At 56.4% G+C, this 26,618-nt stretch carries 23 protein-coding genes; 6 read left to right on the forward strand and 17 right to left on the reverse strand.

What is annotated here, in order from left to right:
- Positions 1-50: 50 nt before the first annotated feature.
- Positions 51-2,357, forward strand: a complete 2,307-nt coding sequence (locus tag OR1_RS08140) for a Tex family protein (RefSeq protein WP_041971190.1) — start codon at positions 51-53, stop codon at positions 2,355-2,357.
- A gap of 45 nt (positions 2,358-2,402) precedes the next feature.
- On the opposite strand, the gene OR1_RS08145 is transcribed toward OR1_RS08140, so the two are convergent.
- On the reverse strand, positions 2,403-2,735 hold the full coding sequence (locus OR1_RS08145) for a PLDc N-terminal domain-containing protein (RefSeq protein ID WP_041971192.1): 333 nt from the start codon (positions 2,733-2,735) through the stop codon (positions 2,403-2,405).
- Positions 2,736-2,982: 247 nt separating this feature from the next.
- On the opposite strand from OR1_RS08145, the gene OR1_RS08150 reads away from it, so the two are divergent.
- The 5 genes from OR1_RS08150 (at position 2,983) to OR1_RS08170 (ending at position 8,500) form a co-directional block, all read left to right on the forward strand.
- The gene (locus tag OR1_RS08150; protein WP_041971193.1) at positions 2,983-4,227 is read left to right on the forward strand and encodes a M48 family metallopeptidase; all 1,245 of its coding nucleotides are present in this window, start codon (positions 2,983-2,985) and stop codon (positions 4,225-4,227) included.
- Positions 4,228-4,414: 187 nt separating this feature from the next.
- Positions 4,415-5,854, forward strand: coding sequence for a serine/threonine-protein kinase (locus OR1_RS20705; protein WP_152609843.1), 1,440 nt, complete (start codon positions 4,415-4,417; stop codon positions 5,852-5,854).
- 10 nt (positions 5,855-5,864) lie between these two features.
- Positions 5,865-6,602 carry a Stp1/IreP family PP2C-type Ser/Thr phosphatase gene (locus OR1_RS08160; protein ID WP_041971195.1) on the forward strand — a complete coding sequence of 246 codons (738 nt, stop codon included), beginning with the start codon at positions 5,865-5,867 and terminating at the stop codon, positions 6,600-6,602.
- Positions 6,603-6,674: 72 nt separating this feature from the next.
- Positions 6,675-7,718: a polysaccharide deacetylase family protein gene (locus OR1_RS08165; RefSeq protein WP_052440332.1), complete on the forward strand. Its 1,044-nt coding sequence runs from the start codon at positions 6,675-6,677 to the stop codon at positions 7,716-7,718.
- Positions 7,715-8,500 carry a lipopolysaccharide assembly protein LapB gene (locus OR1_RS08170; RefSeq protein ID WP_041971197.1) on the forward strand — a complete coding sequence of 262 codons (786 nt, stop codon included), beginning with the start codon at positions 7,715-7,717 and terminating at the stop codon, positions 8,498-8,500. The genes OR1_RS08165 and OR1_RS08170 overlap by 4 nt, the downstream gene beginning before the upstream one ends.
- A 13-nt stretch (positions 8,501-8,513) precedes the next feature.
- On the opposite strand, the gene OR1_RS08175 is transcribed toward OR1_RS08170, so the two are convergent.
- The 16 genes from OR1_RS08175 to tssC are packed head-to-tail and all read right to left on the reverse strand — an operon-like array spanning position 8,514 to position 26,602.
- Complete coding sequence (locus tag OR1_RS08175) at positions 8,514-10,001, reverse strand: methyltransferase (RefSeq protein ID WP_041971198.1); 1,488 nt, start codon at positions 9,999-10,001, stop codon at positions 8,514-8,516.
- A gap of 20 nt (positions 10,002-10,021) precedes the next feature.
- Positions 10,022-10,210, reverse strand: a complete 189-nt coding sequence (locus OR1_RS08180) for a hypothetical protein (RefSeq protein WP_041971199.1) — start codon at positions 10,208-10,210, stop codon at positions 10,022-10,024.
- Positions 10,211-11,455: a TIGR02270 family protein gene (locus OR1_RS08185; protein WP_041971200.1), complete on the reverse strand. Its 1,245-nt coding sequence runs from the start codon at positions 11,453-11,455 to the stop codon at positions 10,211-10,213.
- On the reverse strand, positions 11,455-12,270 hold the full coding sequence (locus OR1_RS08190) for a hypothetical protein (protein ID WP_041971202.1): 816 nt from the start codon (positions 12,268-12,270) through the stop codon (positions 11,455-11,457). Before OR1_RS08190 ends, OR1_RS08185 begins: the two co-directional genes overlap by 1 nt.
- Entirely contained in the window at positions 12,263-13,471 is a 1,209-nt protein-coding gene (locus OR1_RS21525; protein ID WP_082002870.1) for a DUF4150 domain-containing protein, read from the reverse strand. Before OR1_RS21525 ends, OR1_RS08190 begins: the two co-directional genes overlap by 8 nt.
- A gap of 11 nt (positions 13,472-13,482) precedes the next feature.
- Complete coding sequence (locus OR1_RS08200; RefSeq protein ID WP_041971203.1) at positions 13,483-14,544, reverse strand: beta-ketoacyl synthase N-terminal-like domain-containing protein; 1,062 nt, start codon at positions 14,542-14,544, stop codon at positions 13,483-13,485.
- On the reverse strand, positions 14,544-15,563 hold the full coding sequence (locus OR1_RS08205) for a DUF2169 domain-containing protein (RefSeq protein ID WP_041971204.1): 1,020 nt from the start codon (positions 15,561-15,563) through the stop codon (positions 14,544-14,546). The genes OR1_RS08200 and OR1_RS08205 overlap by 1 nt, the downstream gene beginning before the upstream one ends.
- Before the next feature lie 17 nt (positions 15,564-15,580).
- On the reverse strand, positions 15,581-16,078 hold the full coding sequence (locus tag OR1_RS08210; RefSeq protein ID WP_052440333.1) for a DUF6484 domain-containing protein: 498 nt from the start codon (positions 16,076-16,078) through the stop codon (positions 15,581-15,583).
- A 14-nt stretch (positions 16,079-16,092) separates the two neighbouring features.
- Entirely contained in the window at positions 16,093-18,174 is a 2,082-nt protein-coding gene (locus OR1_RS08215; protein ID WP_041971205.1) for a type VI secretion system Vgr family protein, read from the reverse strand.
- Positions 18,175-18,192: 18 nt separating this feature from the next.
- A complete protein-coding gene (locus OR1_RS08220; RefSeq protein ID WP_041971207.1) occupies positions 18,193-18,603 on the reverse strand; it encodes a hypothetical protein in 411 nt (136 codons plus the stop codon).
- A gap of 18 nt (positions 18,604-18,621) precedes the next feature.
- On the reverse strand, positions 18,622-21,258 hold the full coding sequence (gene tssH, locus OR1_RS08225; RefSeq protein WP_041971209.1) for a type VI secretion system ATPase TssH: 2,637 nt from the start codon (positions 21,256-21,258) through the stop codon (positions 18,622-18,624).
- A gap of 35 nt (positions 21,259-21,293) precedes the next feature.
- Positions 21,294-22,298 carry a type VI secretion system baseplate subunit TssG gene (gene tssG, locus OR1_RS08230; protein WP_041971210.1) on the reverse strand — a complete coding sequence of 335 codons (1,005 nt, stop codon included), beginning with the start codon at positions 22,296-22,298 and terminating at the stop codon, positions 21,294-21,296.
- Positions 22,262-24,067, reverse strand: coding sequence for a type VI secretion system baseplate subunit TssF (gene tssF, locus OR1_RS08235; protein WP_041971212.1), 1,806 nt, complete (start codon positions 24,065-24,067; stop codon positions 22,262-22,264). The genes tssG and tssF overlap by 37 nt, the downstream gene beginning before the upstream one ends.
- Before the next feature lie 27 nt (positions 24,068-24,094).
- Complete coding sequence (gene tssE, locus OR1_RS08240; RefSeq protein ID WP_041971213.1) at positions 24,095-24,568, reverse strand: type VI secretion system baseplate subunit TssE; 474 nt, start codon at positions 24,566-24,568, stop codon at positions 24,095-24,097.
- Positions 24,569-24,580: 12 nt separating this feature from the next.
- Complete coding sequence (locus OR1_RS08245) at positions 24,581-25,078, reverse strand: type VI secretion system tube protein Hcp (RefSeq protein ID WP_041971214.1); 498 nt, start codon at positions 25,076-25,078, stop codon at positions 24,581-24,583.
- A gap of 30 nt (positions 25,079-25,108) precedes the next feature.
- Positions 25,109-26,602 (reverse strand): type VI secretion system contractile sheath large subunit, encoded by a 1,494-nt coding sequence (tssC, locus tag OR1_RS08250; RefSeq protein WP_041971216.1) that lies wholly within the window; start codon positions 26,600-26,602, stop codon positions 25,109-25,111.
- Positions 26,603-26,618 lie beyond the last annotated feature (16 nt).

A 26,618-nucleotide genomic window follows, 5' to 3' on the forward strand; every position in this document is an offset into this window, starting at 1 on the left:
CTCGCCCCGCGCCGTCAGGCCGATTCGATGATTACCAGACAGGAGCAGCAATGAGCATCAGCACCGAGCAGTTTGCAGCCATAATCGCTTTCATTATCGACGAGACCGGTCTGAAGCCTTTTCAGGTGCAGCAGACCGTGGCCCTGCTGCAGGAGGGGGGGACGGTCCCGTTCATCGCCCGTTATCGTAAGGAGCAGACCGGCGAACTGGACGAGGTGCAGATCCGGCTCATCGATGAGCGGCTCGCCTATTTCAGCGAGCTGGAAGAGCGCAAGAACTCGATCATCGCCACCATCGAAGAACAGGGGAAACTGACCCCGGAGCTGCGGGCGCGAATTGTGACGACCCGGCTGAAGACCGAACTGGAAGACCTCTACCTCCCGTACAAGCCGAAACGGCGCACCAAGGCGACCATTGCCCGCGAGCGGGGGCTGGAGCCGCTGGCCGACCTGATCGCGGCCCAGGGATTGACCAGTGGCACCCCTGAAGAAGCGGCGTTGCCGTTCGTAGACCCTGACAGGGAGGTGCCAGATGCGGCCGCAGCCCTGGAAGGGGCCGGCCATATCCTGGCCGAGAGGCTCTCCGACGATGCCGACGCCAGGGCCATGGTACGCCGCCTTACCTGGGAGCAGGGACTGTTCTGCTCGCGGCTGAACCCGGACAAGAAGGACCTGGTCACCAAATTCGAGATGTATTACGACTACCGGGAGCCGCTGAAGAGCGTGCCGTCGCACCGGATGCTGGCCATGCGCCGCGGAGAAAAAGAGGAGGTGCTGTTTCTTTCGATCGAAGCGCCGGTTGCGGAGATCCTGGTCGGGCTCAAATCACGGCTGGTGAAAGGGGCAAGCATCTTCAGGCCGTTCCTGGAGACGGTCGCCGAAGATGCCTACAAACGGCTGATCGCCACTTCCATTGCCGGCGAGCTCCGGCTGCAGGCCAAGCTGCTGGCCGACGAGGCGGCAATCAAGGTCTTTGCCCAGAACCTCCGCAACCTGCTCCTGGCCCCCCCTGCCGGCGGGAAACGGGTGCTGGGGATCGATCCGGGACTGCGCACCGGCTCCAAGCTGGCAGCAGTGGACAGTACCGGCCGGTTTCTGGAACATGTCACCATTTACCCGCATACCGGCGAGGGGCGCATCCCCCAGGCCCGCAAAGAGCTGCTCCGACTGCTGGCAGGCCACGGCATCGATATGATCGCCATCGGCAACGGCACTGCCGGCCGGGAGATGGAGCTGTTTGCCAAAGAGACCCTGGCCGAGTCCGGACTGAATATCCCGGTGGTAATGGTCAACGAGGCCGGGGCGAGTGTCTACTCGGCCTCGGAAATCGCCCGCCAGGAGTTCCCGGAACTGGATCTGACCGTGCGCGGCGCCATCTCCATCGCCAGGCGGCTGCAAGACCCGCTGGCAGAGCTGGTCAAGATTGATCCGAAGAGCATCGGCGTCGGGCAGTACCAGCATGACGTGGACCAGGCGATGCTCCAGAAGGCGCTGGACGATGTGGTAGAGTCGTGCGTCAACCATGTCGGCGTAGACCTTAACACCGCCTCCTGGGCGCTGTTGTCCTATGTCTCGGGGATCGGGCAGTCTCTGGCCAGGTCGATCACAGCTTACCGCGATGCCAACGGCCCGTTCCCTACCCGTCAGGCGCTCCTCAAGGTCCCCCGTTTCGGCGCCAAGGGGTTCGAGCAGGCCGCCGGTTTTCTCCGGATCAGGGGGGGAAGCCATCCACTGGACAACAGCGCCGTGCACCCGGAGCGGTACCCAGTGGTCGAGGCAATGGCCGCCGACCTGGGGGTTTCCCTGGAACAGCTGACCGGCGATCCTGCCCTGGCCGGCAAGATCGACCTGAAGCGGTACGTGACCGATCAGGTTGGGTTGCCGACCCTGGCAGACATCGTGGCCGAGCTGAAAAAACCGGGGCGCGACCCGCGCAAGGCGTTCGAGACCGCAACCTTCCGCGACGACATCCGCGAAATCGGCGACCTGAAGGAGGGGATGGTACTGCAGGGGGTGGTGACCAACGTGACCGCCTTCGGCGCCTTTGTCGACATCGGCGTTCACCAGGACGGGCTGGTGCATGTGAGTCACCTGGCCAACCGCTTCATCAAAGACCCAAACGATGCGGTCCGGGTCGGGGATCTGGTAAAGGTCAAGGTGCTTTCCTCGGACCTGCAGCGGAAAAGGATCGCTCTGTCCATCAAAGAGGCTGAAACCGGGGGAGAGCGCAGAGAAGAACGCCGGCAGGGGGGCGAAAACAGGGTGCAGCCTGTGCCGAAACAGGAGGGGCTTGATCTGAGCGGCATGGCCAAGGCGGGGTTCCGGGTAAAGAAAAATAATGCGAATACCGATCGGTAGCGGTACGCGCAACCTGACCGGCTCCAACTGCGCCTGCACCCTGGTCTATATTCTGATTGTCTCCGGGATGTCCGGATGGAAACCGAAATTGCCGAAATAGAGCAGGTAAAAGGCGATTATCAACAGTACCGGAATAAGGAGTATTATGATCATCACTGTCTTGCCGACCTGGTAGCTGGTCACCCTCTGACCTCTTCCGAGCAGAAAGTAGATTATCGTGGCTACCGGCGGAAAAAAGATCAGCAACAGCAACCATGCCATCTTTATCCCCAGGTTGGCGAACTCGTTCATCGCCACATCCACGAGGGCATACAGCCAAAGGCAGGCCGGCAGCACCAGTATGGAGACAATTGTCATCAGGAATACGGTAGTCAGCATCTTGAGATCCTGTTCAGGGCGCTTCGTTTTTTACGAGTAAATTTGCGATCCGGTTGGTCCGCCACGCGGTCTTTTGATGTATGACACAGAGTGATTCACATGTCTACCCCTGCCGAAGCAGTTGCCGGACTCCCCCGGATTCAACCCCCTCCGGCCGGTCTGCACTTGTAATGGCTGCCGGCACATGAGATAGTGTAGCAGTCAATCTTCCGAGACCGAAATCCCTTTATCGCGAGACCGCTGATTTATGACCATCCTGCTTTTCTCGATCTATATCGCCATCACGCTGTTCACCTATTGGCTGCGACAGATCAACCTGCGCCATTTGCGGCAGCACGGCAATACCGTCCCGTCCGGTTTTGAATCGGCAATCAGCCCGGAAACACTGGCCAGGAGCACGGCCTATACCCTTGACAGCAGCCGGCTGGGGCTGTGGGAGTCGCTGTTCGACAATGGCCTGCTCATCATTTTCCTCTTCGCCGGTCTGCTCCATTCCTATGACAGCCTGATCCAGGGGCTCACCGGATCGTTCATCAGCCAAGGGATACTGTTCTTCCTGCTGCTGACCTGGCTGCAAACCATCCTCGAACTCCCATTTTCGCTATACGGCACCTTTGTCATTGAGGCCCGCCATGGTTTCAATACCATGACCCTGCGCCTCTGGCTGAGCGATCTGTTGAAATCGCAGACGCTCGGCGCCGTCATGCTGAGTCTGGTCATTGCGGTCAGCCTCCTGCTGGTGCAATGGAGTCCCGGCTACTGGTGGCTCTGGGTCTGGGCGTTCCTGGCCCTGTTCAGCCTGTTCATGATGTTCATCTCCCCGTATGTCATCGAACCGCTCTTCAACAAGTTCGAACCGGTCACAGCCGAAGGGCTGCAGGGAGAGATCGAGACGATGATGGCCAGGGCCGGGCTCAAGGTGAGCCGGGTCATGCAGATGGACGCATCGCGGCGCAGCAAGCACTCCAATGCCTATTTTACCGGTATCGGCAAGGTCAAGCGGATCGTTCTCTTCGATACCCTGCTGCAACAGATGACACATGCCGAGATTGTGGCGGTCCTGGCCCACGAGATCGGCCACTGGAAACTGCGCCATGTCCTGAGACGGCTGCTCATGGTCGAAGTCTTCATGCTGGCCGGGAGCTGGGCAGCCTTTCGGCTGCTGCAATGGCAGGGTTTAACGGGACTGCTCGGATACGACGACCTTTCCTTTCCCGCCCGGTTGATCATTGTGGGTTTTATCGCCTCGCTGGCGCTGTTTCCGGTTACCCCCATCTCGGCATGGCTCTCCAGGCGGGACGAATACGCTGCCGACCGCTATGCCTGCGAGATCACCGACAACCCGGAGGCGCTGGCCACGGCGCTGATCAAACTGTCGGCGGAAAACCTGTCCAACCTCCATCCCCACCCGTTTTACGCGCGCTTCTACTATTCGCACCCGCCGGTGATCGAAAGGGTCCGTTACCTGCGAAGCCTTGCGAAAACAGGGTGAATCGGCGCCGTTGTCGATAATTGAAATCATTGCCGGCTTTTACTTGCCAATCAGGATATGGCTGATAAATTTATGTCAATAAGATTCGCAATGTGTAATACTCGGCACTATTTCATCCGGATCATTTCTGCAGCTGTTCTGTTTCTGCAGCCAATATCGCTTCTCAAAACCGCTGGATGGTGATTGCGTGAACTACGGTCGCTACCAAATAGTAAAAGAGGTAGGCAGAGGGTCCATGGGAGTGGTCTACGAGGCCCAGGATCCCAATATCGGCCGGATCGTCGCCCTCAAGGTCCTGCGCCCGGACCGGATCACCACGGAAACATTCGTCAATAGATTCCTCAAAGAGGCGAAGGTAATCGGTCGCCTCTCCCACCCCAATATCGTGACAATCCATGATGTCGGAGAAGACCAGGGCACTGTCTACATCGCCATGGAGTTCCTTGAGGGAACCGCGCTTTCCGACATGATCAAGGACAAACACCTTGAGCCCAGGGATGTCGTGGATATTGCCATGCAAATCGCCGAGACCCTAGAATATGCACACCAGAAGGGGGTCATCCATCGGGACATTAAACCGAGCAATATTGTCGTGCAGGCGGACAACAGGATTAAGATCACCGACTTCGGCATCGCCCACATAGAAGACCCGTCGGCAACCGTGCAGACCCAGGCAGGGGAAATCATGGGAACCCCGGCCTACATGTCGCCGGAACAGATCCAGGGGCAGCCTGTTGACGGCAGGACAGACATCTTCTCCCTCGGGGTCATCCTTTACGAAATGAGCACGGGCCAGAGACCGTTCGGCAAAGGGAAAAGCCTGGCAACGATATTTAACGACATCATGCAGCATACACCGGAAGAACCCTGCAAAACCTCGCCGCTGATCCCGGTCAAGCTGTCTGACATCATAATGAAGGCCCTGAGCAAGGAGCCTGATGAAAGATTCCAGTCCGGCAGAGAGATGGCAGAGGCGCTGCGGCAATCGCTTGTGGCCGCACAGCCGGCTGAACCGGCAGTAATAAAGGAACCGCCTGCCACCAGGAGCTATGCAAAACCGGCTGGCGTGATCATGGCGATTGCGGTAGCAGTTGCCGGGATAGCTTACCTGCTTCCGGGCAGATCTACGGTTGACAAGGAGAAACCGGCAGAGCGCCCGGCGGCCACAGAGTCCGTGCAGCGTCAGGCTGTCCCTGTCCCTGCCGCTCCCCCAGCTACTATTGTCAAACCGGCGCCGGAACCACCGAAACCGGTTGCCGCACCCCCCCCGGAGCCTGCTCTTCCCAAACCGTTGCCGGCAAAACCGACCCCCAAAGTCTCCCCGCGGCCTGCCGAGCTTCCCCCTCCAGTAAAGACGAAGGCTCCACCCGAAGAACGGCCAGCCCCCGTCTTTGCATTAAAGCCATTGCCCAAGTTCGCATTCCTGAAGGTGCAAACGGTTCCCAAGGGGGCAAGCATATATGTGAACGGCGAAATGAAAGGGAAATCTCCGTTGCGACTCAAACTTGGCCTGGGTGAATACCAGGTGAGGCTTGCCTCACCCGGTTATCTTGACAGCGAGCAGACCGTCAAGCTGGAAAAGATGACCGGATATCCGCTCATCGTCAAACTCAAACCGGTCAAATAAGCGGGCATATATGGCCAGACTGCTGGCTGCCGGCGCCACAGATGTCGGCACACGTCAAAACAACGAAGATGCTTTCCTGGTCAGGCCGGAGATCGGTCTTTTCGCCCTTGCCGACGGTATGGGAGGCGCTGCGTCCGGAGAGATCGCCAGCAGCTGTTTCATTGAGACCGCAACGGAGATATTCGCAAGAACGCCCCAACCTACCGAGGAAACCCTCGTTGCCATGGTCTATGAGGCATTCAGAGAGGCAAACGCCCGGATATTGGAGTATGTCGCGAAACACCCCAAAGACCATGGTATGGGATGCACGGGAGAACTCCTGGCGTTCCACAACGATCACTACATCATCGGTCACGTCGGTGACAGCAGGGTTTACCTGTTTCGCGACGGGATGCTGCGGCAGATAACAAAAGACCATTCCCTGGTCCAGTCACAACTCGATAACGGGGTTATTTCTGTCGAAGAGGCCAGGAATCATCCCCGCAGGAACATCATCCTCAGGGCAGTGGGAACCGATCCGGCACTCCAGCTTGATGTCATCAAAGGAACCGGCCGGGACATGGACACCTTCCTGATCTGCTCCGACGGCCTCTCGGATGCAATCGGCGATCGCGAAATCTCCGCCATCCTTGCATCCGGAGCCCCCCTCGACCGGTCGGCGCAAACCCTTATACAGTCGGCGCTTGCTGCCGGCGGGAACGACAACATTACCGTAATCCTCTGCGAATTGCAGAATCATGAGCTGTAGCTATTTAATGGTTATCTGCTATACTTTCACATTATGCCTGCAATTGATGCCTACTTTTACAGGGGCTCTGTTATGGCCATGACCGGCAAAAACGCCACATCTTCGGGATATGTTCCCATTATCCTTGTCTGCTTGATGCTCCTCATTGTGGGGGGGTGCGCTACCCCAGCACCTCCGACTGCTCCCGCGCCTCCTCCCTCAAAGGTCGAAGTATCCAAGCCGGCAAAAGAGTACCGCTCCGATGATTATGTGGTCCTGACCGCTGCTTCCGGAGACAGTTACAACTCCCTGGCCCGTTCCTACCTTGGGGACGAGAAACTCGCCTATCTCATCTCGGATTTCAACCAGAACATGCCGGTTGTCACCGGAGAACGGATTGTCATCCCACTCAAGTCCGAAAATCCCGGGGGACTTTACGCTGACGGCTACCTCACCATCCCGGTCCTTTGCTATCACCGGTTCTACCATAAAAAGAGCCCTGACAAGATAACCGTTTCCGAGGAAACTTTTAACAGACAGATGGCATATCTGAAGAGCAACGGCTATACCCCCCTCACCCTGCAACAATTTTCAGAATTCATAGATTCGCGCCGGAGGCCGCCTCAGAAATCGCTGCTCATAACCATTGACGACGGCCTGAAATCGGTCAAGACCATTGCCTATCCAATCCTCAAGAAATACGGGTTCCCGGCAGTTCTTTTTGTTAACACCGATACTATCCAGACAAAGCAGAATCCTCCGACCCTCACCTGGGACGATCTCCGGGAAATGAGGGATTCCGGAATTATCGAAATAGAATCCCACGCTGCTTCACACAAAGACCTGACAAAGTACAGTGACGAACAATTGCAGCAAGAGATTGCCGATTCGCGGCAAAAGATCAAATCCATACTGGGCATTACCACAGATTATCTGGCGTACCCTTACGGGCTTTTCAACCGCTCCGTAATAGACTCCTTACGGCAACATGGCTACCGAGCGGCATTTACGGTCATCAGGGGAGGGAATCCATCTTTTGCCCATCCCTATGCGATTAATCGATCCATGGTGTACAACAGCGACAGAATCGAAGATTTTGCCAAAATGCTCGACACCTATCGGCGGGAAGAACAATGATACGTACTGTTCACTCACCTGTCAGACGGCATATTGCAGGCATCCTGATGCTGCTCAGCGCTACGGCAGGGTGTACCATATCGCAACTGCCGCCGGCAGACCGGGAAGAGGTACGGCAGATCGTCGAAACCGCGAGGAAAGAGGAGGAACGGGGTGCCATCGGCACGTCAGTGAAAGATCTGAAGATTGCCCTCACGATTGATCCGGGCAACTCCAGGGCTCGTGAGGAGCTGAATCGGCTTGTAATCAAACAGGGGAAGGAAGCAGAGGCGCATTTCATCATCGGGGATTCTCTTCGTGTCTCAAATCCGCTAAAAGCCCAGAAAGAGCTGCTCGCCGCGTTGCGGCTCCGTCCCGACTATCCGGAAGCAATAACAGCGCTGCAGGAACTGCAACTGGCAAAGGCAGAGGCGAAGATTCAGGCCAGGCTGAGAAAGGAAGCCGCTGCCAAGGCGCAGGGTAAGCGTGCCCCAGTTGACGATGACGAGGACAGCTATCCGGACGAGTACTCGCTGGAGGTCGCCATGGCGGCGTTCGAGGCCGGCGACTATACAACCGCCATCAAAGAGTTCCAGAAGATGAAAGCCGCGTATCCGAATGACCCCGATATCCAGGCTTACCTGGAACGATCCTGGTACAACAGCGGCATTGCCCATTACAACAGGAAGGATTACAAAAAGGCGTTGACCGCATTTTCCAAGGTTCGGAAGGGATTCGAGCGAGTGGATGAATATTCGCTTTTGTGCCGGCAGAAAATGAAACCGGCCAAGAAGAAAAAATAGACTTCCCAGTTTCTCACCCAGAAGGTAGCAGCAGATACCCCCGCGCCACGAGGTGGCGCACCATCCGGCATAGTTCCGGTTCCAGCTTCTCCGGTCCGACCCCCAGAGATTCTGACATCTCACCGGCAAGAACCTTCAGCGGCCGAGTGCCGTCACACCCGATGAGCAGCCGCTCCATGTACGGATCGATATTCCCCCGGTGGGAAACACCCCTTGCCAGGTGGAGTTCCGTAACCTCATCAATCCACTCATTGCCTGACGGTATCATCTGCCGCACCAGACGGGCATCGGGTGACAGCGAAAATGAGGCATCAAGCAGGCCAGCATCATCAGCCTTCTCCAAAAAGTCCTGAGCAGAGAATCCGGCCAGGATGCATTCACCACCCGGACCGTACATGGTCTCAATGCCGTCATCGGCCCGGAACCAGCCGGAACCCGAACCGTTGCGCCGCATGGTGATCACTCCGCCTCCGACCCGCTCGATGCCGCTTTCGCGGTAATATTCCAGCCACTCGGCAAAACGTTCATCAAGGTTCTCGGTCTCCAGCTTCTCGGTATGGCGAAGCCAGGTGGCCGCATAGGTGGCCACATCGCGCGACTGGTTGCGCATCACCCAGACGTCGCAGCCGCTCCCGGCAAACCACCCTTCAAGGCGCTCGCGCCAGTCCTGATTGGCAAATTCGGCCCAGTTGCAAAGGATCTGGCAGAATCCCCCCGGATTCAGAAACCGCGGGGCCTCGCGAACGATCCGCCGGCAGACCTCGTCGCCGGCCATGCCGCTGTCGCGGTAGATGTAGCGCGATTCCGGCGAGATCACGAACGGAGGGTTAGAGATAATCAGGTCAAAGGTCATCCCGTCCACCGGCTGGAACAGATCCCCTTCCCGGCACTCCAGATTCGCGATACCGTTCAGCCTGGCATTGAAGTTTGCAATGGCAACAGCGCGGGGATTCCGGTCCACGGCAACCACCCGGTCGCTGTGCCGCGCCGCCATAAACCCCTGTATCCCGCACCCGGTCCCCAGGTCCAGGGTGGCTTTTGACTGTTGACTGATGGTCATGGTAGCCAGGGTTATCGAACTCCCGGCAACCCCCATCACGTAATCCTCCCCTTCGGCGGTCAGGAGCCGGGCCGGAGGATCGTAGGCAATGACCATATCCTGGAACGGCAGCAGCTTCATCGCTGCCCTGGCCTGCGTACCTTCAGTCTCGATCAGCCCCATCTCGCGCCATTCGGCAATGGTCATCGGAGCGATGGCATGTTCGAGAGAATGCAGATCAACGGACACTTCCATGAGGAACAGCCGGATCAGCGTCTCCAGCGGGGTGCCGTTCTTTGTCCGGTGCAGGAGCAGCAGGACATCGCTCTCCTTGATCGCCGCGGAATCCGCCACGCCGATGGTGTTCAGAACCCCTTCCGGCGTGAAGTTGGCGGCGCGGAGGACGCCACGGAGAGTGGCCAAGGTTTGCGGGTCATTCGTCAGGTGAAGCGGCTCGCTCATGATCTACCTCGTCGGTAACTTTAGGTGATATACCTGTGCAGAAAATACAGTCCGGCTGCAACGGCTGCGAATATCATGGCCATACGGAGCCAGATTCGACGGCGAATGGTCATCGTGGCTCCCTGTGCAAGAAAGTCACGCAACGACAAGGTGAGGAACACCAGGAAGATGAACAGAAAAAGGGCGCTGATCAGGGGGATGATCGGCATCTATTTCATTCCGAGAAGTTGCTTCTGCCGCCAGGCAGGGGCGCATACGTTGAAGAGAGGCTGGCCGGGGATCATCATGGCAAGTTCCAGGGCGGCGGCATGGCGCTGACGTTGGTAACCAGACCGAAGCACATGCTGGAGGTGGCTTTCCGTAATCGGCTGTCCGCAGAGGTAACGGGTTCCGGATATGAATCGCCCGTTGTTTTCCTCCCACCAAGCAGCTATTAGATCTGGGTTCGGCCAGGAAAGATTCTCGTCGGGGTCGTTCGTCCCTGATTCCTCCAAGTCTTCTTCGTCAACTGACTTAGAGAATGCAGGTGGCTGAGTTTCCAGCTTAACGTCGGCGATATTGACACCGGTAATCATGCTAAGGCTCTCCCCAGCCACGCGGGCGACATCAGGAATGGCCATGAGTTCTATAAGAAACGGCACCATACGAGGGTCCCCAATCGCACCAAGTCCTTGAACCGAGAGACGGACAAGGCCGAGCTTCTGTGAGAGTTCTTCAAGGCGATCAATAGCGGTTTGCTGATCCATGAGCCGTACGGCTAAAGAAACTGCCCGTTCACCGAAACATCGATTTTGAGCAAAGGAAATGAGGAGTTCGACTGAAGTCGGTTCTCCCAGAAGGGATGCAGACCATGCTGCCCAGAAGCGGCAGGCTTCGTCATCATCCTCAAACTGTTGTTTGAGAAGTGGGAGAAAATCCGGATGTCCCAATTCACCTGCTGTCCGAAGCGCTCTAGCCCGCAATGCCGAGTCGGCATCTTTCAGTGCATCGGTAAGAACCCTTCCGGGGTCTCGACGATGCGCTGCGCTCGCCGCCAAGCCGACATAGCGCCATGGCAAGGAGTCATCACCAAGAAGCATGTCAACATAAGGTTCGACCTGTTGCCAGGAAAGCCATCCCAAGGCGGAAATCACTCCCTGGCATAAGTCGGGCTTGGCATCACATGTTTCTCTGACCACTCGAATGCGGCCTTCTTCGTTACTCTCAAACGCCAGAACCGCCGCAGCAAAGGCTTCTCCCGCGTCTCCTTCCTGCAGAGCTTGTTTACAGACGTCCCATCCAGCGTCACCGGCAATCCGAAGCCCGTCGATATGGGCTTCTACCCGTTCATCGTGCTGGCCAAGTCTTGACAAGGTGCTACGAGGGTCGCCTGTTGCATTAGTCCTCAGCAGCCAGAGGAATGAGGCTTCTTCTGCATGTTGTCCAACAATGTCCAGCAGAATATGGGAAGACATTACGCTGTCTCAAATGGGTTAATCGGTGAGCCGTCAGGTAACGGCAATATTATGATTTCCCCACGTTCAATCAGTTGTGGACTTCTAATGCCGGGTAAGTCCTCAAATGGACATTTCCCCTGCTGTTTCAAATCCATTATTGCATCTCCTGGCTCTATCCAAAATAGGATCCCTTTTTCTATCCACGGCCGTAAATCAAAATCCAACGCATCATTCGATATAGTCCAACCTTTATAGTTCCCCTGCTCATCCAAAACTTGGTATGCCTCTCTTGCCCAAGGTTGATGAAGAAAAGCCCCATGGAATGGTTTTTCTGAAAAGTAGGCAATTGGATAGCATGAATATTCACCTGTTAAATCAAAACATGAAATGACCGCTTTCATGTTAGCCAGTTCAATTATTCGAGGTATAACGAAAGGAACACCAGGACCAGGATAAACAATTTTGTGTTTGGAAGCTTCTGGCACTTCTTTGACACTACCAAAATCGATCGCACCTAATAGCAGTCGAAAATGTTCACAACTTTGAGGAGCGGGAAAATCAACGATATTGCCTTTAGCCCACCATGGCCCATCAATTCCAAACAGATCAACAACACATTCTAAGACGCCATTACATATGGGACAGCGGCTTATAGGAAGAAAAGGTAAAATTTCAGCATATTCTTCAAGAATATCGTCTTCTTCTTTATATAAATCGGAAATTTGTTTTGAACTTAGAGCGTCACGATATGGATGAGAAGTTAAACGAACTATTTCCCAGTATCTATCAACTATTATCTTTCGTACCTTTCTAAATTCAACAAAATCAATCATGAATTATCACTCCACCTGACCAATATTTCTTTGACGATGCAAAAACTCCAATTTTATCTTTACCAACCTCGCCTTTACCTGCGTACACTTCCCATTCTGGAGGGATATGGGCATCCTTACACTTATAAAAATTAAAGACATCCTCATATGTTTCACATCGATAAACCTTGCCTTTGGAACCATCAAATACCGTTAAAGGTTTTTCAGGTTTAAAGAGGGATTTAACCGGTTTTTCATCTGGATGGCCTTTTAAGTAATTGGCGTACTCTGATTGACAACCGTGCATTATCCTGTCAGGTTCACCAATTGCTCGATTCATCCTTTCACGCAATCTAAAATCCCTTGGCGATTCACCCTGAATTCGGCCTCCACCAGCGTCCAACATGTCCATCATATCATAATCACCTGTCAACTTACCCTTAGGGTGCAACCGAGGGTTGTCAAATTTTTTACCTTCCGGCATTTCCATTTGATCTGATACTAACCCCGCAAACTCATCTTTCAGCTCTTTTGTCTGAAGATTGTCAGCTTTCCATGTCTTTTCGAGAACATCATGCCCTTTGGAAGGGACACCTTGCTCGAGCCATTTCTTACAGGCTGGGTTGGTATCTCGAAAAGAGATTATAGCCTTTTCATTTTTACATGTTTCCTTAATTGCATCAAAATCCTTTTGCAGCATTCCAGCTTTATCAGCAGGATTATCCACACCCTCCCGCGGCACTTCATTTTCTTGTAATTTCTTACATGCATCATCCTTGGTGGCACCTATTTGAGAAATATCGAGCAAGATGATCGGTTGCTGCCCTTCCGCCGGCGAAGGAACATTCAACGCTGATCCGCAGTTCTGCCCCATAGGGTCTTTTAGTCGAGCCACTGCTTTTCCTTCGACCTTCACGTCAAAGGAATAATTCATGAACTCCGCTTTCCCCTTGAACTTGTTTGATGCAACGCCACCCGCCGTTCCGGCTTCATCGCCGACACTCATGGCAAATGATGATCCTTTGACCATGATACCATTGCCATCCACCGTGACCGTGCTGGATACATCGGTCGCGTCCTTGGAAAGAGCGGTATTGGGGTAGGGTATGGGGACCGGTCCGGCTGGCGTCGGTGTCTTGCAGAAATCGGGAACAGCAAAGCCGATGCCGTTGCTCTTGGCATGAACTGTTGTCATCATGTTGACGTTCGTTGTACTTGGCATGATCTCCCTACCTAAGCAGCAGAAATAACTGCTGCTTCCCGTGCCCCTTCATCGGACGCACCCCAGACCAGAACCCTATCAGTCCCTGAGTACCCCTTGTAAAGGGCTGTTGCTGCCCAGGCAACCGCCATAGCACCGCTGGCCGCGCCAGAGTCACCGATGTACTCTGCTGGATGCCAGTGTCTATGTCCACCTTCAAGATGGAACTTCGCCCTGCTCACGGCGTACATCCATTCATAGGCACGATACCGCTCACCATTAAGATCGGAAATTGCCAGTTCAGTTTTGTCGTTACGCAGATGGCCAAGCACCCCTTTGAAAACTTTGCTCAGAACCTGGCCAGTATTCGGTTTACCTAAGGGAATACCTTCATGTGCTCCCGACGCGCCGAGAAGGACCGCTCTGATGCACCCCCCCCGGTCCAGAGCGGCATCCTCCCGTTCAAGCACAATAAACCCTGCTGCCTCTCCCGGCAGGATGCCGGAGCTTTTCCCCTTATCGCGAAGTCTGCCTGCCTCCTCAAGGAAGTGAACCGAACGCGGACAGATCCAGGAGTCTACCCCTCCTACAATGGCTATTTCTTCTCTTCCAGACGCTATATCATCTGCAGCATCGCGCAAGGCGCATAAAAATGCCGCTCGCCCCTTTTCATAGAGCCGCAACTGCAAACCATTCATCCCAGCAAGACATTCCCGCTGAAAACCGTCGGTCATCGAGGATCCATATTGCAGCACCCTGTCGGCCGGATTTTGGGCTGGCATGCCAAGATAAACATTACACTGCTTAGTATTATCAATTCCGGCGTCGGCTACAGTTTCCAGAAAAGCAGTCTTTGCTAAACGCAGCAGCCGAGCAACACCCAACCGCCCAGCAGGAATAAGTGGGACCTCGCCACCGGTGATGGGCAGAGGCTCTCCATTCCTATCCTTCATAAATAATCCTGGCAATTCAGCTATCCTTGATATGCCGGCACGCATCGCCGCCGTTGTAGCCGGCGCTGAAAGCCCTACGGGGGTTACCGCCCCCCATCCGGTTATGGCGAGTCTGCCACTCCATCGAACGATATCGGCCATCAGCTGTTCTCCGTCAAACTGACTTCAACAGCACGGGTTGTTTCGAGATAACCATGCACCATCTTGGTAGCCCGCCAGATCATATATAGCTTCATGCCATCGGTATCAATATGTACGGTATCCAGACAGCCCAAAAGATTTACCTGTGACTTGGGCAACCGTACTTTGAAGCAGGGAGTTACTGTTGGAAGGTCGAATTCCAGTTTCCCTTGAGGAGTTGTTCCAGTAATAAGACAATGCTCACCACCAGATAAATACTTATGGGCTATCAAGCCGGGTGGGGCAGTCTGGTAAAAGCGATCATCGAAGTCATCTGGCAACAGAGGAGCCCGTTCTTCAAGCCAGTTCGCGTCACAAGTCCCAGTGTAAGACAAGCGGGGTTGCCAATGCGGTGCAACCGGACAAAAACCGATCGTCGGAACGAGATCTTTGGGATTCCTGATCAGGTATTGTGGGTGTTCAATATTGGGCAATTTCAGTCCGTCAATGATTCTCTTAGTTTCAGTTGCCAAGAATCCTGTACCGACAGGATTTTCAGGAAAAAATTGAGTATTTCCCCTATCCCCAGAAGAACCATCCACCCCGCCAAAGGCGTTTTCCCAGACCAAAGGAATACTTTCAAACGGTAACGGTTTGGATATCCATGTTGAGCCGCCCGATGTACACCAATAGCGGTCGCCAAAAACAATAGCGCGCTGTATAACCTCTCCAACCTTAATCACCACTTCGGCATACGGGGTATCGCGATTTGGAGCGAAGGCATGTCCTGTTAGAGTAATTCCGGTAGAAGGTTTAGGTAGAGAAAAATCCCCTGCTAGTAGAAGTCCTGACTTACCTGGTTCACCAGCATAAACATCGGCGGCATTGAAAGCATTCTGCTCTTCGGCAATTCTGGGTATAGTATTCTTAGGGGTGATGGCATAGGTTGCCTTCAGGAGAAACAGGAAAGATTCTTCCCCATTCTGGTTGAAGTATGCCAACCGTTCAGCGGCAAATGGAGTATTATTTATGATCTCCATAGGAGACTCCCAACGGCTTAATTGATATCAACATGCCCACCCTTTATTCTGTTTGCGCCTGAAGATTTGGACAATACATGAGCGCCACTAATGACGATCTTGCCGTCCTTGCGGATCTGGATGCTCCCCTTTCCGCACTTAAGGATGACCTCGTCTTCTGCCTCAATCGTGATCTGTCTGCCGTCGATCAGGAGATCCCGTGATTCCTCTCTCTTTTCCCCGGCAATCTCCAGGGAAAGGAGCCCCTCAAGCGGGTCTGCCATCAGCCCGACAATGATAGGCCTTTCCGGGTCCCCTTTCTCGAAGACGAGCAGCAGTTCCCTGCCGCGCTGGTCATGTCGCGCCAGTTCGTCCCTGCTGATTCCTGACAGCATCCTGGCCGGGTAAGGCCCCTCGCCATCGACCATGACAAGGATCTCACCCTGCCGGTTCGTCCCTGCCAAAGTTCCGATGCACGGAGACATCGTACATTGCTCGGTCACTATCTCTTCTGCACGATGGAGCTGTTTAAGCATGGCAGATCCTCATATCAGTTGGCGCTGACCTTTGACCCTTTCAGGATAAGATCGCTTGATGCCTTGGCGCTGATCTTGCCCGAACCGGTCATGATGATGTCTTTGCCTTTTATGGTGATGGTCCCGTTCTTTTTCATGGTTATGGAAGAGTCGCCGCACACAATGGTCAACTGGTCGGCGATTTCGATGGTTCCGTTTTTCCCGCCGTTGATGCTGAAATTCTCTCCTGAGACCAGACTCATGTTCTTGCCGGCATTTTCGGTGATATTGTCACCGGCATCGACCGATTTGTCCTTAGCCACATTCTCGCTGCTCTCGGCGCCGACATTCACGAATTTGGCCGCGCCGATCTCCTCGGCCTTTGCGCCCCCCACGGTTTCGTTCATCGCCGCGCCGACACTAACCTGATACCCCCCGCCGATGGTCAACTCCTTGGCGGCCCCGATGGTTTCCGTCTTGTTGATGGTGACGGTCTCGTTCTTGTTGGCACCGATGGACTCGGTCTGGTTCTTCACGACTTGCAGCGTCTCGTTGTTGCCGATGGTCTGGTTCTTGTCGTTCAGGATGGCGATGGTCCAGTCTTTCTGGCCATGGAGAAAGATCTCCTCGTTACCCTTCTTGTCCTCGAACCGGAGTTCGTTGAACCCGCCCCCTCCCTTTGAGGATTCGGACTTGATGACGCTTCTGGTCTTGTCGTCCGGCAGCGGGTACGGCGGGGTGTTGGCGCCATGATAGACCCGGCCAGTGATGATCGGCCGGTCGGGATCCCCTTCTAGGAAATCGACCACAACCTCCTGGCCGATCCTCGGGATGCAGATGGCGCCCCAGCCGGAGCCGGCCCATGCCTGGCTGACCCTGATCCAGCAGGAGCTCTTGTCGTCCTTTTTACCTTCCCGGTCCCAGTGGAACTGCACCTTGACCCGGCCATGCTTGTCCGGGTAGATCTCCTCGCCGGACGGGCCAACAACGATGGCGGTCTGGGCACCTTTGACGAACGGCTTGTGGCTTGTGCATTGGGGCCGGAACGGGACGTCATAGGGTATGCATTCAAAACTGTTGCAGTACGAATGCCCTGTATCGTTATACCCCTCGACCGCTTCGTGGATGACACTGACCAGGAGATAATCCTTGTTGTTCAGGTCGCGGCGGTAGTGATCGGTCAGTGTGAACCGGTAGCCGCTGGTAAAGGCCCGGCAGCTCCCCCCGCCGGCGATCTTCGTAATCTGGGCCTCCTCCGCCTCCATCCGGATCTTGGCCAGCCGGTCGCCGTCCGTCTTTGTACCGTAGAGACCGGGAAAATCGTAGATCTCCCGTTCGCCCGGACCCAGCTTGGTCTTGCTCGGCACCACCACCGACAGGTCGGTGCCGGGGATCTCGAAGTTATAGTCGGTCAGCGAGTATTTCCCGACCCGGATCTGCCTGCTCAATTCCAGCGACGTTATCACATCCTCGTCCAGCAGCGCCTCGCCGCTCAGCTGGTATGTCGCCGACTTCTGCCCCGGACAGGGGCGGCTGGACGAAGGGTCGTCACTGATGACCATGGTGTGTTTAGCGTCTTCATGCTCGAAGAAATAAAAGATCCCCTCCTCCTCCATGAGCCGCGAGACGAAGTTGAAATCGGTTTCCCGGTACTGGACGCAGTAGTCGCGCTTGGGATAGCTCTTCTGGAGCTTCAGGCGGTAATCCTTCACCCCTTGATCCTTGAAGACCTTGTCGATGATGTCGGCGACCGACTTGCTCTGAAAGATGCGGATATCGGTAGTCTTGGTCAGGACCCAGACCCAGGGCACGAGGGTGGCACGGTAACAGGAGAACCTGGGGTCGCCACCCTTTTCGTCCCCCCCTCTCCCCTGGGAAAAACTGGCGATGATCCCGTTGAAATACCGGGTGGAGCCGTCGGCAAGCGACAGGGACACGGTCACGTTCTGGCCGATGATCGCCTCGAAAGAGATGTCGTGCTTCTCCGAAAGCATCGCCAGATCGAAGCTGAACAACCGGGAGATCTCTTCCCGCCCCTTCAGTTCGGTGAGCAGAAGGGTATCCTTGCCGAGCGGAGTCTTGATGGAGATCAGTTTTTCGTCCTGGGTGTATGCCATGACGCGCCCCTTCCCGTTTCAGAGCAGCTTAAGGTTGTAGACTGCATGGCCGACATGAATATGGCTCAAGTCGCCGTTTTCGTTTACCGCATCAAAGGTGATCAATCCCTCTGCCGGTTTTCGACTGGCAGGGAGAACAGTTCCGTCCACATTTATATAAATGTAGTCATGAACCACACTATCGATCTTGATCCGATCATCATCTCGAGTATCCATGATCAAGTTATACAACGATGAATTCGGAACAAGGTAGCAGATGGCTTTGAGCATAAAATTGTATACCTGGTCCTGGGCTCCGACCCTGTCCATATTGATCGGGGCACACCGGAGAATTCTGTTCGACCAAACCCGATACTCGGAATTTCCCCTTTTGTTCACCGTATTCTGCGTCTGAAACCGACACTGGACATTGTCCCAAGTCTTGGCCATGGCCTCCTCCATTTCCCGTTAGCAGACCTTGAACACGAACTTATCCTTTTTGAGCGACACCTTGACCTTCTTCACCTGCTCTCCTTTTGCCATCCTAGCCAGCAGCTCCCGCGACAGCTCCGGCAGCAGCGTGTTGGTGAGGATGTGATCCACGTTGCGCGCGCCGCTCGCCACTTCGGTACAGCGCGATGCAATGGTATCGATCAGCCCTGCGTCGTACTCAAAGGCAACCTTCCGGTTCGCCTGCAACCGGCCGGCGATCTTGTTCAGCTTCAGCTTCACAATCATCTGCATGGTGCTATCGCTGATCGGGTAGAACGGCACCACCTTGAGCCTGCCGAGGAATGCCGGTTTGAAGCGCTTCAAGAGCTCGGGGCGCAGCTTCTCCGCAAGTGATTGCCAGTCGGGGAGCTTTTTCGGGTCCGAACAGGCGCCCATGATGGTATCGGTCCCCAGGTTGCTGGTCAGGATTATGACCGTGTTCCTGAAATCGATCCGCCGCCCTTCCCCGTCCTCCAGGGTCCCCTTGTCAAAGACCTGGTAGAACAGCTCCATCACGTCAGGATGGGCCTTTTCCACCTCATCAAGAAGGACCACGCTGTAGGGGCGCTTGCGCACCGCCTCGGTCAGGACGCCCCCTTCGCCGTAACCCACATAGCCTGGGGGCGACCCTTTGAGCCCGGAAACCGTATGCGCCTCCTGGTATTCGGACATGTTGATGGTTATGACATGGTCCTCGCCGCCGTACATCACCTCGGACAGGGCCAGAGCGGTCTCGGTCTTACCGGTCCCGCTCGGCCCGGCAAAGAGGAAGACCGCCGTCGGCTTGGACGGGTCCTCGATGCCGGCGTGAGCGGTCTGGACCATCTCGGCAACGGCCTTCAGGGCATGGTCCTGGCCGATGATCCGCTCGCCCAGGAGCTTGTCCATCCTGAGTACCGTAGCGATCTCATCCACGAGCATCCGGCCGGTCGGGATGCCGGTCCAGCCGGATATCACCTCTGATACCGCCTGGGAATCGACGCTGATCTGCACCAGAGGCTCCTTCCCCTGGAGCGTAGCGAGTTCCTTCTTGAGCTTCTTCAGCTCATCCTGCTTTCCTGCCAGAGCAGGGTCGGCCGGGTTCAGCTCATGGAGTTCGCGGATCTCCTCCTGCAGACCGATGATCCCGGTAGCGATCCCCATCTCCTGCTTCCACCGCTTGTCGAGCTGTTCGAGACTGCCCTGGCACTCCGTTTTCTCGGCGCCGAGCGCCTTTATCCGCTCCCCCCGCTCCTGTCCCATGAGCGATTCGCGCTCCAAGATCTTCAGTTCGCTGTCGATATCGGCAATCCTGCGGGTGACATCTTCCAGTGCCGGAGGGCTGGTGGTCAGCCCGATGGCGACCCTGGCACAGGCGGTGTCCAGCACGCTCACCGACTTGTCCGGCAGCTGGCGCGCCGTGATGTAGCGGTGCGAAAGACGGACCGCGTCCTGTAGCGCAGCATCGGTAATCATTACCTTGTGGTGTTTCTCCAGGAACGGGGCAACGGCGCGCATCATGACCATCGCCTTTTCCTCGTCCGGCTCTTCCACCTTCACCACCTGGAAGCGCCGGGCAAGCGCCGCGTCCTTCTCGAAATACTTCTTGTATTCGGCCCAGGTGGTTGCGGCCACGGTGCGGAGTTCGCCGCGGGCCAGGGGGGGCTTCAGGAGGTTAGCCGCATCGCCTGATCCGGCTCCCCCACCGGCGCCGATCAGGGTATGCGCCTCGTCAATGAAGAGGATGATCGGCACCGGCGACGACTTCACCTCTTCAATGACCGATTTGAGCCGGTTCTCGAACTCTCCCTTGATCCCGGCGCCGGCCTGGAGCAGGCCCAGGTCCAGGGTGCGGATCTCCACGTTCCTAAGCGGCGGCGGCACGTCGCCGGTGACGATCCTGAGGGCAAACCCTTCCACCACCGCCGTCTTGCCGACACCGGCCTCGCCGGTTAGAATCGGGTTGTTCTGGCGTCTGCGGATCAGGATATCGACCATCTGCCGGATCTCGAAATCACGCCCCAGCACCGGATCGATCTCGCCCTTCCGGGCCTTCTCGGTCAGGTTGATGGTGTACTGGTCCAGCGCCTTGGTCCCGGCCGGGCTGCCCTTACCGGCCTCTGCGGCCGCTCGCGGCGCCCCGCCGGTTTCCGCATCCTCGCGGGAGCCGGTCACCAGGTCGGCCAGGCTTTTTTCCATGGTCTCGACGGAGATCTTCTTAAAAGAGTCGGAACAGCCGATGAGCATCCGCGCCGTTTCCGGTTCGGAAAGCAGGACCAGCAGAATATGGCCGGAACGAACCGCCGGGGACTGGTAATCGATCGATGCCTTGAGCCATGAGTCCTGGAGCATCCGGGGGATCCGGGGTGAAAGGGCCGGGGTGCGGGAGTTGCCCCGTTTGAACCCCTCGATGGCGCGGGTAAGATCGCCGACCAGCCGCCCCTCGTTGATCTCGAAATACCTGAGGATCTTCTGGAAATCGGTGTTTTCCATCTCCAGGAGCTTGACCAAAAAGTGCTCCGGCTCCACCTCGTAATTGGTATGAGCGAGGCAGAGCCCTGCAGCCCCTTCCAGTGCCCCCCTGCAGGTCGCGTTAAGCTTGCCGATAAGCGGTTTCAGATCCGATTTGATCATGGCGGAACTCCTTTAAGCTGATTATCCGTAACCGATCACCCGGCCACCTCTAAAGTGACATGCGGGTCATTCTCCAGAGTTGTTCCGGGTCTCTTCATCCAGGTGGACCAGCCGAGCCGGGGCGAGTCCGGCGCCGGTTTTCCGATCACGCATCCAGGGACTTCATCGCGCATCAGGTAAGGCCGCACCTCGAATTCGTGCTCCACGCCGGTCATATAGCGCACCAGCGAGACCAGCGGCGTAAACAGGTCTCCGGAAGGGAGGAGGCGCTGAAACTGCCGATATGCAAGCGGACCCAGTCTCAGTCGGAAGCGGCTTTCCCCTTCCCAGGCCTCATGACCGCAGACCGCATCGACCCCCATGCGGCAATTGGCCGTGCCGAGCCTCGTCAGCTCCTCCGGCTCGATGGCGATCTTTTTCTCGATCAGCTGTTCGACACTGACATCGGCGTCGAGGAAGTAACCGGCCGTGAATTCGATCGCCTTGGCGGAACAGGGTGACCGCGAGAGCAGCCCGCTGAAATAGGCCAGAGATTCCGGGAGCACCCCCACCCGTTCCGCAAGCCCGGGCGTCCCGAGCCCGATCAGGCTGAGCAGATATGCCGAGCAGCTCCCACCTTGCCCGTCTCCGTAACGGGCGGCAAAACTGTTTTTGCGCCACGCAAGGTAGAACAGCGAGATGAGACGATGATGGAAGATATCCAGAAACGCGGCTACCCCCTTCTCCTTGGCCGCCAGAATCGTATACCAATGCGGCAGAGGGGCATTGGGGCCGAAAAGCCCCATGAAGCTCACCTGCATTTCGATCTTCTGATCATCGCCACCTTTGCTGATGGCCGAAATATCGCTCGGCGCAAACCGCAGCTCCGGTTTCACGCCGAACCGGACCGGCTCCTGCGCCGGCGAGAGCGATGCCCCCACCTTCCGGTCAGGGTCGAGCAGTTCGATAAGCTGCACGGCCCGGAAAAAGGAGAGCCCGTGAAACTGCTCAAACAACAGGTTTTTCAGAGCAGTATCCGGCTGCCGTTTCGCGGTGGCCACTGGGCAATCCTCTCTTTCCTCTGCACTGACTCGGCAATCATCCCGGAAAAGGAGTTGACCGACACATACTCTCCCAGAAACCGTTCCAGAACCGATGCGAACAGATAGACTCCGGCACCGACGAACTTGTCCTCGTCAAATGTCACGGTGGTCTCGATTCCCCGGCAGAACGAGCGGCCGATCCGTCGCGTGACATTGCGCGAGGCGACACCGACAATTCCGTTGATCTGCTGGCGGGTTGCGGGTGAACCGTCGAAATCGTACAGCTTGAGTATCTCCCGGAGCGCATCCTCCCCACCGGCAACGATCGAAAGGTAGTTGAGGGAGAGATGGGAGATCAACCGCCACTGGACAGCTCCGGCGAGCGGCGCCCTCCTGGCCGGCGTCGGTTTCAACAGGCAGCAGATCTTTGCGACCGGCGCCGCCACCTCCAGATCGAAATCCCCGCCCCGGTCGCCGAACGGGAGCCGCTCGGGAAGGTCCCGGTTGCTGCAGGTCAGATAGACGGTGAGCGCTTCGGCGTCAAGTTCGGCATGCTGATAACGAAGGTCGCTGAACGATAGGAAGAGGTCGGTCCCGTTGTCCCCTTTTCTTCCCGAAGTGCGGCGGTTCATATGCCAGAAGGCGCCTTTCGTGTACTCGTCCTCCTCGTCCAGGTGATGGCGTAGGGAGTAGAACGGCCGGTATTCGGCAACCTTTTCCCCGCTGCTCAGGGAACCGGCTGCCACCCGGTCGACCGAGTAGACCTCGGTTGCCTCTATCCGCCTAAGATCCGGGATCACCAGATACTCGGTCTTCCGCTGCTCGACCCGGATCGGTTCCGCAATCCTTTTGAAGAGGTTTATGACCGGCGCCGCGTTCAGGCGGAAAGTGCCCGCATCGACAGGGAGCGACCCGCCAACGGGCCGGTCCAGGTATATGCTGATCTCGACCGAATCTCCTGCGCCGGAACCACTCAGACGGTCCAGCCCCGACAACTCGAAAAACATGAATTTCTCGGGAAAAACAAAATATTCCAGAAGCAGGAGGTGACCGGGAGAAGAACGCTCCGGCCAGGGAAACGCCCCTTCACCTTGATCGAAGCCGACCGGCCTTAAGGCGTTCCGGTCCAGGGTGATTACCTCCGTTAAACCGGAACTGCCGGTAAATGAACACTCCAGGTGGCAGACATTGTTGCCGAGCAGTTCATAGAGATGGAACAGATGCTGTCTCTGGCCATTGAGGAAAAATCTGAGGCTCTGGCAGCCGATCTGGGAAAAGGTAAGATTGTTGTGGGCCTTGAGCCGCACGACGATTGCCTGCTGGGCATCCCTGATCAGCCGTTTCGGTTCGCCCATGGTCACGGAATCGATCGATATGGGCCAGAGGGTCACAGCTGCAGTTGTGGCAAACTGGCATGGGATGCCGTTCACCGGCCGCGAAAAGAGTGGCGTATCCTTCTCGATCCGGTAACCGGAAGGAGGGATATTCTTTATGTCCGGCTCGAACTGCACCACCGACAGCGAGGGGATCGGCCGGGTGTAATGGGGATACAGGATATTGAGCAGGGACTGGGCGATCTCGGGAAAATCGTCGTCGATTTTTTTGTGAATCCGGGCGGAGAGAAAGGCAAACCCCTCTATCAGCCGCTCGGTATGCGGATCTTCACACTTGTCCGGCTCAAGAAGCAGCCGCCCCGCGATTTTGGGATAGCTCCGGGCAAACTCTTTCCCCATTTCGCGGACAAAGGTCAGTTCCCGTTCGTAATATCCGAGGAAATCATCGTCCATCCAGGTATCCCCACGTTCCGGTCCTGCTTACCCCGAAATCTGAAATTCACCCCGGTTGATGTCCAGATAGGTGTCGAAGGCTATCGGCTCGGTCACCGGATCGGCTACCAGCAGCGCACTGATCCTGAATCTGAGCGTCCGTTCGTTCCGGTCCGTGCCGTCCAGGCGGATCGTCACATTTCTTAGCCGCGGCTCGAACAGGGCGATGGTGCGTTCGATCTCCTGCCTGATCTGGAGACGTACCGAGGCGCTCCCGGAGTTGTACGACATAAAATCCTTAAGGCCGTAGGTAAAGAGCGACCCGTGCACCTGGGTAAAAGATTCCGGGAGATCCAGGATGTTCCGCCTGGTGTTCAGCAGGTTCTCCAGGTCCCTGATGACCGCCCCCCTGATCTCGTTGACCGCTGCGTAGGGGCTCTGGGCCGGCCCATCCGCAGCGTCGGTTTCACGCTCGATGAGCCGGTCCAGAAGCGACCTTCGTACCGTAACCTTTTCCGCCATACAATCTGTCCGTTATACTTTTGTGTTCTTGGTCAGATCCCATCCTGCCGCGACCTTGCCGCCGCCACTGCCATTGGCCCGCTTCTGCACGGTGTAGGAGAGCTCGATCTTACCGTAATTGAATGATACCTCCTCAAGCGGCAAGGTCTCGCCACCCTGGGCGGATCCGCCCGGCCGGTAGGAGCTGACGATGCACTCGGAAAGCTTGTATTCCATGTACTTGACCTTGTCGCCGCCGGCGCGGCAGAGTTCCACGGTCACCGTCTTTATATGCTTTCCGGTCGCGCAGGCCTCGAAGATCTTGGGAGACCCCTTGTCCAGTGCCTTCACGATGCTGAAGTCCATGAAACTCGCCCGCTCAGCACTTGCCCCTCCGGCGGTGCTGGCAGAACCGGATGCCGTCTGAGTCAAGCCGTGGTTGAAGGAGAGGATCTCGATCCAGTCCTTGTGCTTGTCGTCGGTGCTTTCCCCGTCAATACCATCGATCTTTAGAAATGCGTCAAATGCCATGGCTGTATTCCTCCTTCCGTTCTGATTAGATTACTTATTGGCCGGCTGCGGTAGATTGGCCACGAGCCGCAGCGACACCGTCAATTCATCGAGCTGGAAATGAGGCCTCAGGAAAGCGACCGCCCGGTAAGCACCCGGCTTGCCCGGTATATCCACCACCTCCACCTGCGCCTCGCGGAGCGGATAGCGGGCCTTCATCTCCTGACCGGCGTCGTCGTCCAGAAGCACATAGTTGGCTATCCAGCGGCTCAGGTAATCCTCCACGTTCTTCCTGGTCATGAAACTGCCGATCTTGTCCCGCATGATCGATTTCAGGTAATGGGCGAAACGGGACACTGCCAGGATATACTGAAGCTGTGCCGAGAGCCGCGCATTGGCATTGGCTGCCTCGGAATCGTACACTGCCGGCTTATTGCAGGTCTGGGTGCTGAAGAAGGCTGCATAATCGGTATTCTTGCAATGAACCAGCGGGATGAACCCGAGGTCGGCCAGTTCCTTCTCGCGCCGGTCGGTAATGGCGATCTCGGTGGGGCATTTGAGCGCCACCTCGCCCTCATCGGTCTTGAAGGTGTGCACCGGCAGCCCCTGCACCAGGCCGCCCCCTTCGACCCCGCGTATCGCCGCGGTCCAGCCGTACTTGGCAAAGGCGTCGGTAACCCGCACTCCGAGCGCATAGGCCGCATTCCCCCACAGGTATCGGTTGTGGCTGCTGCCGTCCACCTCTTCCTCGAAATCGAAGCTCTCCACCGGGAGGGTCGCCTGCCCATAGGGAAGCCTCATAAGGATATGGGGGAGACAGAGCGCCACGTACCGGGAGTCCTCGGAGTCGCGAAACGATTTCCATTTGGCGTATTCCACGCTCTGGAAGATCTTTGCCATGTCCCGCGGGTTCCCCAGCTCGGTAAAGCTTTCAAGATTGAATATGGTCGGCGCTGCCGCGGAAATGAACGGCGCATGTGCAGCTGCCGCAACCTGGGACATCTTTTCCAACAGCACCATGTCCTGCGGATGGCTGCTGAACTCATAATCGCCGATGAGGCACCCGTACGACGCCCCGCCAAAGGTGCCGAACTCCTCCTCGTAGATCTTCTTGAACAGACCCGACTGGTCGAATTCAGCCGCCTTTTCCATATCCTTGAGCAGCTCGTTCTTGCTGATGTTCAGCACCCTGATCTTCTGCCGCTCGCCGGTTTCGGTCTGGTCCACCAGGAAGTTGAGGCCGCGCCATGATGACTCCAGTTTCTGGAAATCGGAATGGTGCATTACCTCGTTGAGCTGGAGCGAGATCAGCCGGTCGATCTGGGCGATTCGCGAATTTATCATCAGCTCCGTATCCTTGGAGACAACGATCGCCCCTTCCATGATCTGGCTGACGAATTCGCCGATGATGTCGCGCGCATAACCGGTCTGGCTCTCGTCCCTTGCCATCCGACCTTCCTGGATGATCTGGTCCAGAAGCCCTTTTTCCTCAGTTGCACCGGCTGCCGCTGTTGTTCCAACCTGTTCCTTTTCCTGTACTCCCATAATCGTTCACCCCCTT

It is taken from the genome of Geobacter sp. OR-1 (assembly GCF_000813145.1).
In the GTDB taxonomy this organism is placed as follows: Bacteria; Desulfobacterota; Desulfuromonadia; order Geobacterales; family DSM-12255; genus Geoanaerobacter.